This is a genomic window from Pseudozobellia sp. WGM2, assembly GCF_017810075.1.
Taxonomy (GTDB): Bacteria; Bacteroidota; Bacteroidia; order Flavobacteriales; family Flavobacteriaceae; genus JADNYK01.
The window spans coordinates 38,112-50,011 of record NZ_JADNYK010000003.1; the positions used below are offsets into that span (position 1 = coordinate 38,112).

General features: G+C 39.8%; 26 protein-coding genes. All 26 read right to left on the reverse strand.

Annotation, left to right across the window (positions count from 1 at the left end; genetic code table 11):
• Window positions 1–43: 43 nt before the first annotated feature.
• The 26 genes from rpsK to rpsJ all read right to left on the reverse strand — a co-directional run bounded on the left by rpsK (window position 44) and on the right by rpsJ (window position 11,896).
• Window positions 44–448, reverse strand: coding sequence for a 30S ribosomal protein S11 (gene rpsK / locus IV512_RS07165; RefSeq protein WP_072995021.1), 405 nt, complete (start codon window positions 446–448; stop codon window positions 44–46).
• A gap of 12 nt (window positions 449–460) precedes the next feature.
• The gene (gene rpsM / locus IV512_RS07170; RefSeq protein ID WP_100871028.1) at window positions 461–835 is read right to left on the reverse strand and encodes a 30S ribosomal protein S13; all 375 of its coding nucleotides are present in this window, start codon (window positions 833–835) and stop codon (window positions 461–463) included.
• Between the two features lie 2 nt (window positions 836–837).
• The gene (ykgO, locus tag IV512_RS07175; protein ID WP_013305171.1) at window positions 838–954 is read right to left on the reverse strand and encodes a type B 50S ribosomal protein L36; all 117 of its coding nucleotides are present in this window, start codon (window positions 952–954) and stop codon (window positions 838–840) included.
• A 20-nt stretch (window positions 955–974) separates the two neighbouring features.
• Entirely contained in the window at window positions 975–1,190 is a 216-nt protein-coding gene (infA, locus tag IV512_RS07180) for a translation initiation factor IF-1 (protein WP_013305172.1), read from the reverse strand.
• Between the two features lie 2 nt (window positions 1,191–1,192).
• Window positions 1,193–2,536: a preprotein translocase subunit SecY gene (gene secY / locus IV512_RS07185; RefSeq protein ID WP_209401980.1), complete on the reverse strand. Its 1,344-nt coding sequence runs from the start codon at window positions 2,534–2,536 to the stop codon at window positions 1,193–1,195.
• 12 nt (window positions 2,537–2,548) lie between these two features.
• Entirely contained in the window at window positions 2,549–3,001 is a 453-nt protein-coding gene (gene rplO, locus IV512_RS07190) for a 50S ribosomal protein L15 (RefSeq protein WP_209401982.1), read from the reverse strand.
• A gap of 14 nt (window positions 3,002–3,015) precedes the next feature.
• A complete protein-coding gene (rpmD, locus tag IV512_RS07195) occupies window positions 3,016–3,198 on the reverse strand; it encodes a 50S ribosomal protein L30 (RefSeq protein ID WP_209401984.1) in 183 nt (60 codons plus the stop codon).
• Between the two features lie 12 nt (window positions 3,199–3,210).
• The gene (gene rpsE, locus IV512_RS07200) at window positions 3,211–3,735 is read right to left on the reverse strand and encodes a 30S ribosomal protein S5 (RefSeq protein ID WP_100871024.1); all 525 of its coding nucleotides are present in this window, start codon (window positions 3,733–3,735) and stop codon (window positions 3,211–3,213) included.
• An 8-nt stretch (window positions 3,736–3,743) separates the two neighbouring features.
• A complete protein-coding gene (gene rplR / locus IV512_RS07205) occupies window positions 3,744–4,100 on the reverse strand; it encodes a 50S ribosomal protein L18 (protein WP_100871023.1) in 357 nt (118 codons plus the stop codon).
• 9 nt (window positions 4,101–4,109) lie between these two features.
• Entirely contained in the window at window positions 4,110–4,652 is a 543-nt protein-coding gene (gene rplF, locus IV512_RS07210) for a 50S ribosomal protein L6 (protein WP_209401986.1), read from the reverse strand.
• A gap of 21 nt (window positions 4,653–4,673) precedes the next feature.
• Window positions 4,674–5,072, reverse strand: a complete 399-nt coding sequence (rpsH, locus tag IV512_RS07215; protein WP_100871021.1) for a 30S ribosomal protein S8 — start codon at window positions 5,070–5,072, stop codon at window positions 4,674–4,676.
• Between the two features lie 62 nt (window positions 5,073–5,134).
• Entirely contained in the window at window positions 5,135–5,404 is a 270-nt protein-coding gene (rpsN, locus tag IV512_RS07220) for a 30S ribosomal protein S14 (RefSeq protein ID WP_100871020.1), read from the reverse strand.
• Window position 5,405: 1 nt separating this feature from the next.
• Window positions 5,406–5,957 carry a 50S ribosomal protein L5 gene (rplE, locus tag IV512_RS07225; protein WP_100871019.1) on the reverse strand — a complete coding sequence of 184 codons (552 nt, stop codon included), beginning with the start codon at window positions 5,955–5,957 and terminating at the stop codon, window positions 5,406–5,408.
• Window positions 5,958–5,959: 2 nt separating this feature from the next.
• Complete coding sequence (gene rplX, locus IV512_RS07230; RefSeq protein ID WP_209401988.1) at window positions 5,960–6,274, reverse strand: 50S ribosomal protein L24; 315 nt, start codon at window positions 6,272–6,274, stop codon at window positions 5,960–5,962.
• Window positions 6,275–6,285: 11 nt separating this feature from the next.
• Window positions 6,286–6,654 carry a 50S ribosomal protein L14 gene (rplN, locus tag IV512_RS07235; RefSeq protein WP_013993867.1) on the reverse strand — a complete coding sequence of 123 codons (369 nt, stop codon included), beginning with the start codon at window positions 6,652–6,654 and terminating at the stop codon, window positions 6,286–6,288.
• A 2-nt stretch (window positions 6,655–6,656) separates the two neighbouring features.
• Window positions 6,657–6,917 (reverse strand): 30S ribosomal protein S17, encoded by a 261-nt coding sequence (gene rpsQ, locus IV512_RS07240; RefSeq protein ID WP_091866920.1) that lies wholly within the window; start codon window positions 6,915–6,917, stop codon window positions 6,657–6,659.
• Window positions 6,918–6,930: 13 nt separating this feature from the next.
• A complete protein-coding gene (gene rpmC / locus IV512_RS07245; protein WP_100871017.1) occupies window positions 6,931–7,122 on the reverse strand; it encodes a 50S ribosomal protein L29 in 192 nt (63 codons plus the stop codon).
• A gap of 8 nt (window positions 7,123–7,130) precedes the next feature.
• Window positions 7,131–7,559, reverse strand: a complete 429-nt coding sequence (gene rplP / locus IV512_RS07250; RefSeq protein ID WP_209401990.1) for a 50S ribosomal protein L16 — start codon at window positions 7,557–7,559, stop codon at window positions 7,131–7,133.
• Between the two features lie 17 nt (window positions 7,560–7,576).
• On the reverse strand, window positions 7,577–8,299 hold the full coding sequence (gene rpsC, locus IV512_RS07255; RefSeq protein WP_100871015.1) for a 30S ribosomal protein S3: 723 nt from the start codon (window positions 8,297–8,299) through the stop codon (window positions 7,577–7,579).
• Window positions 8,300–8,301: 2 nt separating this feature from the next.
• Complete coding sequence (gene rplV, locus IV512_RS07260; RefSeq protein ID WP_100871014.1) at window positions 8,302–8,709, reverse strand: 50S ribosomal protein L22; 408 nt, start codon at window positions 8,707–8,709, stop codon at window positions 8,302–8,304.
• Between the two features lie 3 nt (window positions 8,710–8,712).
• Window positions 8,713–8,991 (reverse strand): 30S ribosomal protein S19, encoded by a 279-nt coding sequence (rpsS, locus tag IV512_RS07265; RefSeq protein ID WP_072995004.1) that lies wholly within the window; start codon window positions 8,989–8,991, stop codon window positions 8,713–8,715.
• A 13-nt stretch (window positions 8,992–9,004) separates the two neighbouring features.
• On the reverse strand, window positions 9,005–9,829 hold the full coding sequence (gene rplB / locus IV512_RS07270) for a 50S ribosomal protein L2 (protein WP_209401992.1): 825 nt from the start codon (window positions 9,827–9,829) through the stop codon (window positions 9,005–9,007).
• 9 nt (window positions 9,830–9,838) lie between these two features.
• Entirely contained in the window at window positions 9,839–10,129 is a 291-nt protein-coding gene (gene rplW / locus IV512_RS07275; protein WP_100871012.1) for a 50S ribosomal protein L23, read from the reverse strand.
• A gap of 3 nt (window positions 10,130–10,132) precedes the next feature.
• Window positions 10,133–10,765, reverse strand: a complete 633-nt coding sequence (gene rplD / locus IV512_RS07280) for a 50S ribosomal protein L4 (protein ID WP_209401994.1) — start codon at window positions 10,763–10,765, stop codon at window positions 10,133–10,135.
• Window positions 10,765–11,388, reverse strand: coding sequence for a 50S ribosomal protein L3 (rplC, locus tag IV512_RS07285; protein ID WP_209401996.1), 624 nt, complete (start codon window positions 11,386–11,388; stop codon window positions 10,765–10,767). Before rplC ends, rplD begins: the two co-directional genes overlap by 1 nt.
• 202 nt (window positions 11,389–11,590) lie before the next feature.
• The gene (gene rpsJ, locus IV512_RS07290; protein WP_007094989.1) at window positions 11,591–11,896 is read right to left on the reverse strand and encodes a 30S ribosomal protein S10; all 306 of its coding nucleotides are present in this window, start codon (window positions 11,894–11,896) and stop codon (window positions 11,591–11,593) included.
• Between the last annotated feature and the right edge of the window lie 4 nt (window positions 11,897–11,900).

Below are 11,900 nucleotides of genomic sequence, written 5' to 3' on the forward strand. Positions count from 1 at the left end.
TAATCGTAAACTACATTTCCTATGAAATATATAGTGAATAAAATTATACTCTTCTTCTTTTCGGAGGCCTACAACCGTTATGCGGCATTGGGGTAACATCAATAATTTCAGTTACCTCGATTCCAGAATTGTGAACGGCTCTTATAGCAGATTCTCTACCATTACCTGGCCCTTTTACATAGACCTTTACCTTTCTAAGACCTGCCTCATGTGCAGTTTTAGCACATTCTTCAGCTGCTACCTGTGCAGCATAGGGTGTGTTCTTTTTAGAACCTCTAAAACCCATTTTGCCTGCAGAAGACCAAGAGATGACATCTCCTTTTTTGTTCGTAAGGGAAATAATGATATTGTTGAAAGATGCAGTAACGTGAGCCTCACCCACTGAGTCAACGATAACTTTACGTTTCTTCGCCGCTTTTGCACCTGCCTTTGAAGTTGACTTTGCCATAATAACCTACTATTATTTAGTTGCCTTTTTCTTGTTGGCGACCGTTTTTCTTTTTCCTTTTCTAGTCCTAGAATTGTTCTTTGTACGTTGACCACGTAATGGAAGACCTGATCTATGACGAATTCCTCGGTAGCATCCAATATCCATCAAACGCTTGATGTTCAATTGGGTTTCTGATCGAAGCTCACCTTCAATAGTATAAGAAGATACCGCTTCCCTGATGCGACCAATTTCATCATCGTTCCAATCAGACACTTTAGTATCTTCACTAACATTGGCCTTCTCCAAAATCTCTTGGGACCTACTTCTCCCGATTCCGAAAATGTAGGTTAAGGCAATAACACCTCTCTTTTGTTTTGGTATATCTATACCTGCAATTCTTGCCATAATTATCCTTGTCTTTGTTTAAATCTAGGATTCTTTTTGTTGATTACGTACAACCTGCCCTTTCTGCGCACAATCTTGCAGTCGGCACTTCTTTTTTTAACTGATGCTCTTACTTTCATCTCGCTATCTTTCTCTACTATTAATATCTATAAGTAATTCTAGCTTTGGTAAGGTCGTAGGGACTCATTTCCAATTTAACCTTATCACCTGGAAGCAATTTGATGTAATGCATACGCATTTTACCTGAAATGTGCGCGGTAACTACGTGCCCATTCTCAAGTTCTACGCGGAACATTGCATTCGACAATGCTTCGATTATAGATCCATCTTGTTCTATTGCTGCTTGCTTAGCCATACTTATGCTACTTTTCTATTTTTACCGGTTTTCATCAAACCGTCATAATGTCTATTCAACAGATAAGCGTTTACCTGCTGTACCGTATCGATAGCCACACCTACCATAATCAATAGCGATGTACCACCATAAAACAAGGCCCAACCTGCTTGAATATCCATCAACTTTACAACGATTGCCGGCAATACCGCTAAAACGGCCAAAAATACAGAACCTGGCAATGTTATCAAAGACATTACCTTATCTAAAAAATCACCGGTTTCCTTTCCTGGTCGAATACCTGGTATAAAACCTCCACTTCTTTTTAAATCATCGGCCATTTTATTCGTCGGAACGGTAATCGCCGTGTAGAAATATGTGAATATAATAATCAATACTGCGAACAATATATTATAGGCCAATCCGAAGATATCTTGAAACTGAACTTCCATCCACTGCCCGGCTGCCGTATCATTAAATGTCTTACCGATCAAACTCGGAGCGAACATAATTGCCTGAGCAAAGATAATAGGCATAACACCAGATGCATTTAGTTTCAATGGAATATACTGACGTGACCCCATTACATTTTTCTCATATCCACCAGATGCCGTTCTTCTTGCATATTGTACCGGTATTTGACGCGTTGCCATAACTAGTAAAACACTTGCAAGAATTACCAAGAACCAAAGGATGACTTCGATCAACATAAACATTAAACCACCCGTGTTATTCGTCGTTCTTGAAATGAACTCTTGAACGAAAGACTGAGGCATCGTAGCGATAATTCCGATCATTATCAAAAGTGAGATACCATTACCAATACCCTTATCGGTAATTTTCTCTCCGAGCCACATGGCAAAAACACAGCCGGTAACCAAGATAACCACAGCTGGAATCATGAAATCAAGACCTTTACCTAATAAAAAGGCACTATCTTGAACACCGAAGGCTTCAAGCCCGTATAAATAGGCCGGCGCTTGAACTACACAAATTCCTATAGTCAACCAACGTGTAATCTGATTTTTTGTCTTTCTTCCACTCTCACCCTCTTTGTCTAGTTTTTGTAAATAAGGTATAGCAATACTCATCAATTGCACCACAATTGATGCAGATATGTACGGCATGATACCTAACGCAAAAACCGAAGCGTTAGCAAAAGCACCACCAGTAAAAGCATTTAAAAGACCGAAGATACCTTGATCGGTACCCGAAGCCAATGCTGCTAATTGTGTTGAATCGATACCCGGAAGAACGATTTGGCAACCAAAACGGTAAACCAACAATAACCCTAGAGTCACCAATATGCGGTTTCTCAGTTCTTCTATCTTCCAAATGTTGGATATGGTCTCGAAAAATTTCTTCATAGTAGGGTATGCTTATAAATTTATTGCTTCTCCACCAGCAGCTTCAATTGCCGCTTTGGCACTAGCCGTAAATTTATGCACGGATACTTTAAGGGAAGCCTTAAGTTCCCCACCGCCCAATATTTTAATTAAATCTTTTCTTTTAGCCAACCCGTTATCAACAAGTGTTTCAACCGTAATTGTGTCTTTAACAATTTTGTTGTCGACCAACTCTTGTAATTTATTCAAGTTCACTCCCTTGTACGCAACACGGTTTATGTTCGTAAAACCGAATTTGGGCACTCTACGCTGAAGTGGCATCTGACCACCTTCGAAACCAATTTTCTTAGAATATCCAGATCTAGACTTAGCTCCTTTGTGACCTCGAGTCGCTGTTCCGCCTTTTCCGGAACCTTGACCTCTACCCACTCTTTTTCCTGCTCTGTTTACTGAACCTTCTGCCGGTTTAAGATTGCTTAAATTCATTAGTATCTTGTATATTAAGCTTCCTGTGTGGAAACCAAATGTTTAACTTTATCTATCATACCAAGTATGTTGGCAGTGGCTTCATGCTTTACCACCTGACCGATTCTCTTTAAACCTAAAGCCTCTAAAGTTCGCTTTTGGTTCTTTGGTTTCTTGATACTGCTCTTTAGTTGTTTAACCTGTATTTTCTTAGCCATAATTTAACTCGCTTATCCTTTAAACACCTTTTCTAAAGAAACTCCTCTTTGTTTTGCTACAGTACCTGCATCCCTAAGTTGTAATAAAGCATCAAAAGTAGCTTTTACAACATTATGAGGGTTAGATGAACCTTGTGATTTAGAAAGTACATCTTGAACCCCTACAGATTCCAATACCGCACGAACGGCACCACCGGCAATTACCCCGGTACCATGAGATGCCGGTTGAATGTAAACCCTGGCACCACCATATTTACCTTTTTGTTCATGAGGCACAGTGCCCTTGTTCAAAGGAATACGGATAAGGTTTTTCTTAGCGTCTTCTATAGCCTTTGCAATTGCGGTTGCAACCTCTTTAGATTTACCTAAACCGCTACCCACGACACCATTCTCATCACCTACGACCACTATGGCAGAAAAGCCAAAAGCTCTACCACCTTTGGTCACTTTGGTAACTCGCTGTATACCTACCAATCTATCTTTTAAATCTAAACCTCCAGGTTTAACAGTTTCTACGTTCTTGTATTTCTGGTACATAGTATTATTTAAAAATTAAGTCCTGCTTCACGTGCGCCTTCGGCCAATGCCTTTACTCTACCGTGATAAAGATTACCTCCTCGATCGAAAGCAACCTTTTCAATACCGGCTTCTTTACATTTTTCGGCAACAGCTTTACCAACCGCAGTTGCTATTTCTGACTTAGTGCCTTCTTGCTTAGCAAAATTCTCGTCTCTAGACGATACCGACAAAAGTGTTTTTCCTTCAGTATCATCAATTACTTGTGCATAAATCGCACTATTACTTCTAAACACAGACAATCTTGGTCTCTCTGTTGTACCTGAAGAAACCTTTCTGATTCTTCTGCGTATTCTTTGTTTTCTTTCGCTCTTTGATAATGCCATGATATACTATTAAGCTGATTTACCTGCTTTTCTTCGCAATTGTTCACCCACAAACTTGATCCCTTTTCCTTTGTAAGGCTCAGGCTTACGGAAAGAACGTATTTTGGCAGCTATCTGACCTACCAATTGCTTGTCATAGGATGTTAACTTCACAATAGGGTTTTTACCTTTTTCAGAAGTAGTCTCAACCTTAACTTCAGGAGCAAGATCCAAAACTATATTATGTGAAAAACCTAAAGCCAAATCTAATTTCTGACCTTGATTGCTGGCACGATAACCTACACCTACCAACTCAAGTTCTTTTGTCCAACCTTTAGAAACACCTTCTATCATGTTTTCTACAAGGGAACGGTACAAACCATGCTTCGCTTTGTGCTCTTTTAAGTTAGAAGGTCTCGTAACCCAAACTTGGCCATCTTCTACCTTAACTTCGACAGCGGAATACTCCTGGGTCAACTCACCCAACTTGCCTTTAACGACAATATTGTTATCCTTTATCTCTACGGTCACTCCCTCGGGGATCGCTACCGGATTATTACCTATTCTTGACATTTCTTAATCCTTTATTCCTTATTAATATACGTAGCAAAGAACTTCACCACCTACATTTTCGTTCTTGGCCTGCTTACTTGTCATTACCCCATGAGAGGTAGATACAATAGCAATTCCTAAACCGTTCAAAACTCTTGGTAAGCTCTCAGAACCGGCGTACTTACGAAGACCAGGCTTACTTACTCTTTGAATTTTTCTAATAACCGGCTCTTTTGTAGCCCTATCATATTTCAAAGCGATTTTAATCATACCTTGAAATTTATCCTCTTCAAATTTATAACTCAAAATATATCCCTGATCGAACAATATTTTTGTTATCTCTCTTTTCACTTTAGAGGAGGGTATCTCTACCACTCTGTGTCCAGCTCTGCTGGCGTTTCTAACTCTCGTTAGATAATCTGCAATAGTATCTGTAACCATTCTTATATAATTTGGTAACGGTTTTCGTTATTCACGAACCTGAAACCAGTTAAACTCTTATATTACCAACTTGCCTTTTTAACCCCAGGAATCAAACCTTTATTGGCCATTTCTCGGAACATAACCCTTGAAATACCGAAAGTTCTCATGTAACCCTTAGGTCTACCTGTAAGTTTACAACGATTGTGCATACGAACAGGAGAGGCATTTCTTGGCAATTTCTGCAAAGCCTCGTAATCACCAGCTTCTTTCAAAGCTTTTCTTTTCTCGGCATATTTCTCTACTGTCTTTGCCCTTTTGCGCTCTCGGGCTTTCATTGATTCTTTAGCCATTCTAGTTCTTTTTAAATGGTAATCCTAATTCAGTTAAAAGCGACTTAGCTTCCTTATCGGTTTGTGCCGTGGTCACGAAGGTAATATCCATACCATTAATCCTGTTGATTTTATCGATATTGATTTCAGGAAAAATAATTTGCTCGGTTACCCCTAAGCTATAATTTCCTCTTCCATCAAAACCAGTAGCACGAATTCCTTGAAAATCACGTACACGTGGTAACGCCGATGTAATCAAGCGATCTAAGAATTCATACATTCTCTCACCACGCAATGTTACTTTGGCACCGATTGGCATACCTTTTCTCAATTTGAAGGCCGCGACATCTTTCTTAGACATTGTCGGCACAGCTCTTTGACCAGTAATATTCGAAAGCTCTTCTACAGCATGATCAATCAACTTCTTATCCGCCACAGCAGCTCCAATGCCTCTACTCACTACAATCTTTTGCAGTTTTGGCACCTCCATGATGTTCTTATAACCGAACTCATCTTTAAGAGCACTGATAACACGCTCTCTATATTCTTTCTTTAACCTTGAAACGTAAGCCATAACTATATTACTTCATTGGATTTCTTAGAAAACCGGACTTTCTTTCCGTCTCTCATTTCATAACCAACTCTAGTTACTTCATTCGACTTTGGGTCGATAAGCGCTAGATTTGAAATATGAAGAGGAGCTTCTTTCTTTACGATGCCACCTTGAGGGTTCTGCGCACTTGGCTTCTCATGTTTCGATACCATGTTAGCACCTTCAACGATCGCTTTGTTCTTTTCTCGATCTACAGTCATCACCTTACCCTCGGTACCTTTATGGTCACCAGCGATAATTCGAACCGTATCTCCTGTTTTTATCTTTAACTTATTCATGATCTACTATATTAAAGTACCTCAGGGGCTAATGAAACGATTTTCATAAACTGCTTGTCACGAAGCTCACGAGCAACAGGACCGAATACACGAGTACCTCTCATTTCACCGGTAGGGTTCAACAACACACATGCATTGTCATCGAAACGGATATAAGAACCATCTGGCCTTCTTACCTCTTTCTTAGTTCTTACCACTACTGCCGTTGATACAGCACCTTTTTTAATACCACCATTTGGTGTAGCCTCTTTAACGGTAACAACGATCTTATCGCCAATCGATGCATATCTACGCTTTGTACCACCTAAAACTCTAATGGTCAAAACCTCTTTAGCACCAGTATTGTCAGCTACCTTTAATCTTGATTCTTGCTGTAACATAATTATTTAGCTCTTTCTAAGATTTCTACTAATCTCCAACATTTGGTCTTGCTCAAAGGACGCGTCTCCATAATCTTCACGGTATCTCCTTCTTTACAATCGTTCTTCTCGTCGTGAGCAACGTATTTTTTCGTTTTTAAAACGAATTTTCCGTACATAGGGTGTTTTACTCTTTTAACCTCTGCAACAACGATAGACTTCTCCATCTTGTTACTGGTTACAACCCCTACTCTCTCTTTTCTTAAGTTTCTTTTTTCTTCCATAAAGCAGAACCAATTATTGGTTTTCCCTATTAGTTAATTCCGTTGCCAATCTAGCCACCGTTCTTCTAGCCGTTCTTATCTGAAGAGGATTTTCTAACGGTGTAACAAAATGTGCCATTTTAAGGTCTGCATGTTGTTTCTTATACTCGGCAAGCCTTTGCTTAAGCTCTTCGACAGATAATTCTTTAATTTCTTTATTCTTCATGATACACCTTAAATTGTTTCTTCAACATAATCACGGGCGACGATAAACTTAGTACGCACCGGTAATTTTTGAGCTGCAAGACGCAAGGCCTCTTTAGCAACATCCATAGGCACACCTGCGACTTCAAAGAGAACTCTACCAGGCTTAACAACGGCCACAAAATACTCGGGAGCACCTTTACCTTTACCCATACGAACCTCAAGAGGTTTCTTGGTGATAGGCTTATCCGGAAAAATCTTAATCCAAAGTTGCCCTTGTCTTTTCATATAACGGGTAGCTGCAATACGCGCTGCCTCTATCTGACGTGACGTTATAAATTTAGAATCCAAAGTCTTGATTCCGAACATACCGTTCGATAATTGAAAACCTCTGCCCGCAATACCTTTCATGCGGCCTTTCTGCATCTTTCGAAACTTGGTTCTTTTTGGCTGTAACATTGCTTACTCTTTTAAAATTACTTTCTACGACGTGGTCTTTTACCACCATCTCGTTTATCTCCTCCTTTACCAGACTGCCCTTTGGTCATACCAACCAACGGTGAAAGATCTCGTTTCCCATAAACTTCACCCTTCATAATCCATACTTTGATACCCAACTTGCCATAAGTCGTCTGCGCTTCTTGTAAAGCATAATCGATATCTGCACGGAACGTAGAAAGAGGAATTCTACCATCTTTATATGATTCTGAACGCGCCATTTCAGCACCGTTCAATCGTCCGGAAATCTGAACTTTAATACCTTCAGCATTCATTCTCATCGCCGCAGCGATAGCCATTTTAATAGCTCTTCTAAAAGAAATTCTACTTTCTATCTGACGAGCGATACTCGCAGCTACCAAATTTGCATCAAGCTCAGGTCTTTTAATTTCGTAAATATTGATCTGAACTTCCTTATTAGTGATTTTCTTAAGCTCCTCTTTAAGTTTATCGACCTCTTGACCGCCTTTACCGATAATAATACCAGGTCTTGCAGTAGTCACCGTAATGGTAATCAACTTTAAAGTACGTTCGATAATAACTCTTGACACACTCGCTTTTGCCAGACGTGCATGAATGTATTTACGAATTTTGTTATCTTCAGCTAGCTTATCACCATAATCGTTTCCACCATACCAGTTAGACTCCCAACCTCTGATGATTCCTAGACGATTTCCTATCGGATTTGTTTTCTGTCCCATTTCTAGCTTTGTGTATTATTGTTAGATCCCAAAACCAATGTCACATGGTTTGAACGCTTTCTAATTCTATGAGCTCTTCCCTGCGGAGCTGGTCGTAATCTCTTCAACATAGTACCACCATCAACTCGAATTTCACTAACGAAAAGAGAAGCCTCTTCAACACTTGCATCTTCATTCTTTGCCTGCCAGTTCGCTAGAGCTGAAAGCAATAACTTTTCCAACTTACGAGACGCCTCTTTCGGATTGAACCTAAGAATAGCCAAAGCCTTCTCAACCTCTACACCTCTAATCAAATCAGCAACCAATCTCATTTTTCTCGGTGAGGTTGGACAGTTGTTCAATTTGGCAAATGCCAACTGCTTCTTTTCAGCCTTAATTCTTTCGGCCATTTGTTTTTTTCGAACTCCCATAGCTTACTTCTTTCCTTTATTCTTAGCTCCCGCATGACCCCTAAAAGATCTCGTCGGAGAAAATTCGCCTAATTTGTGACCTACCATGTTTTCAGTGATAAAAACAGGAACAAATTGCCTCCCGTTATGAACTGCAATGGTAAGACCTACAAAATCAGGTGTAATCATTGATGCTCTCGACCACGTCTTAATCACACTCTTCTTGCCTGAAGATACATTTTGTTGGATTTTCTTCTCCAAACTATAGTGAACGTAAGGTCCTTTTTTTAATGAACGTGCCATTTGTTTCTACTTTTTATTTCTTTCTACGTTCTAAAATATATCTATTCGTCTTCTTGGTTCTAACACGGGTTCTGTAACCTTTTGCAGGTATACCGTTTCTAGATCTTGGGTGACCACCAGAAGCTCTACCTTCACCACCACCCATTGGGTGATCGACAGGGTTCATCGCTACCGGTCTTGTTCTAGGTCTTCTACCCAACCAACGACTTCTACCAGCCTTACCGGACACCAATAACTGGTGATCTGAATTTGAAACAGCTCCGATAGTCGCCATACATGTAGACAATATCAACCTTGTTTCACCAGAAGGCATTTTAACGGTCACAAACTTACCGTCTTTCGCCATTAACTGAGCAAAAGTACCTGCACTACGAGCCATAATAGCACCTTGACCAGGCCTCAACTCGATACAAGATATTATAGTACCTAAAGGAATATTGCTCAAAGGCAATGCATTTCCTATTTCAGGAGCAACAGAAGCACCAGCAGTAATTTCTTGACCTACTTGCAATCCGTTTTGCGCAATAACATATCTCTTTTCACCATCAGCATACTCAACCAATGCGATAAAGGCAGTTCTATTTGGATCGTACTGAATCGATTTTACGGTTGCAGCAACATCTTGCTTATCCCTTTTAAAATCGATAACACGATACCTTCTTTTATGACCTCCACCTCTATGGCGCATGGTCATTTTTCCTTGACTGTTTCTACCTCCTGACTTTTTTAACGGAGCGAGTAAACTCTTCTCCGGCTTATCAGTAGTAATCGCGTCAAATCCGTTTACTACTCTAAAACGCTGTCCTGGAGTGATAGGTTTTAATTTTCTAACTGACATTTCGTGTCTTTATAGATTACTGTAAAAATCGATGATGTCACCTTCAACGACATCGACAATCGCTTTCTTGACCGAATTGGTCTTACCATGCTGAATACCAGTTTTGGTATATCGCGTTTTCCTAGTCGGACCATAATTCATAGTCCTAACCTTTTTGACCCCAACTCCGTAAGTAGCTTCAACGGCATCCTTAATTTGAATCTTGTTCGCCTTAGGATCCACTATGAAACCATACCGGTTGTACAACTCGCTTTCAGCGGTCATTTTTTCGGTTATAATTGGTTTTATCAACACGCTCATGGCTTAATTTTTATTTAGATTCGACTCCAACCCTTCCAAAGCACCTTCCAACAACACAATACTATTTGCGTTCATTATTTTATAAGTGCTTATTTCTGAGGAAGTTACGACTTCTGAGCCCTTCAAATTTCGCGAAGACAAATATACGCTATTATTTGAATCACCCAAGACAATCAGAGACTTTTTATTTTCAATGCCTAAGGACTTCAAAATATCCTTAAATTCTTTAGTTTTCGGAGTATCAAAACTGAAGTCTTCAACTACGACAATGGCATTCTCTTTAGACTTTATACTTAAAGCAGATTTACGAGCCAATCGTTTCACATTTTTGTTCAGCTTCTGGCCATAATCTTTAGGTCTAGGACCAAAAATTCTACCACCACCTCTAAAAATAGGAGACTTAATGCTACCAGCACGTGCCGTACCAGTACCTTTTTGCTTCTTGATCTTACGTGTACTACCAGCAATCTCTGCACGCTCTTTTGCTTTGTGTGTACCTTGTCTCTGATGAGCCAAGTATTGCTTAACATCTAAATATACAGCATGCTCATTTGGCTCTACTGCGAAAACTGAATCAGAAAGGTCTGCCTTTCTACCCGTTTCTTTTCCTTTGATATCTAAAACTGCTACCTTCATTACTCCCACCTTTGTATAGTTACGTAAGAATTTTTATGACCTGGTACCGCACCTTTTACAACTAAAAGGTTTTGCTCCGGAACCACCTTAAGCACTCGAAGGTTTTGAACAGTAACACGTTCACCACCCATTCTACCTGCCATTTTCATACCCTTGAATACTCTTGCAGGGTAAGAAGCCGCACCAATAGAACCTGGAGCCCTTAATCTGTTGTGCTGACCGTGAGTCGCTTGACCCACACCACCAAAACCGTGACGTTTAACAACACCTTGAAAGCCTTTTCCTTTCGACGTTCCAACAACATCAACAAACTCTCCTTCGGTAAACATGTCTACACCGACCGTATCACCTAATTTGAACTCTCCCTCAAAACCTTTGAACTCAACGACTTTTTTCTTCGGAGAGGTACCTGCTTTCTTAAAATGACCTGTTTCAGCCTTGTTAGCACGTTTCTCTGCCTTGTCATCGAAACCAAGTTGAAGACCTGTATAACCATCAACTTCATCGGTTCTGACTTGGGTAACCACACATGGCCCCGCTTCGATAACGGTACACGGAACATTCTTTCCGTTCTCGTCAAAGATGCTGGTCATGCCTACTTTTTTTCCTATTAACCCAGACATAATTGATTTAAAATTTTGGAATTGAGATTATGATTTTCATAACCCACCATCCGTTTATATTAATTTAATTTACACTCTTAACTTTCAGACAAAAAAACAGGGTCAAAAATTATTCGACCCCGAATTAATTTTTTCTCCGTTTTTCCCTCGCACGCAGCTCAGGACATGTCAATTACCCTATCGGATAATTTATAATCAGTAATTAAACCTTGATCTCAACCTCAACACCACTCGGAAGCTCAAGCTTCATAAGCGCATCGATAGTTTTCGATGAAGAGCTATAAATATCCAGAAGTCTCTTATAAGAACTTAACTGAAATTGCTCTCTAGATTTTTTATTTACGTGCGGAGAGCGCAATACCGTAAATATCTTTTTATGGGTTGGTAAAGGAATAGGCCCAGTAACCACTGCTCCTGTCGTCTTCACCGTTTTTACGATTTTTTCAGCAGATTTATCTACCAAGTTATGATCGTAAGATTTTAGTTTTATCCTAATTTTTTGGCTCATTTTT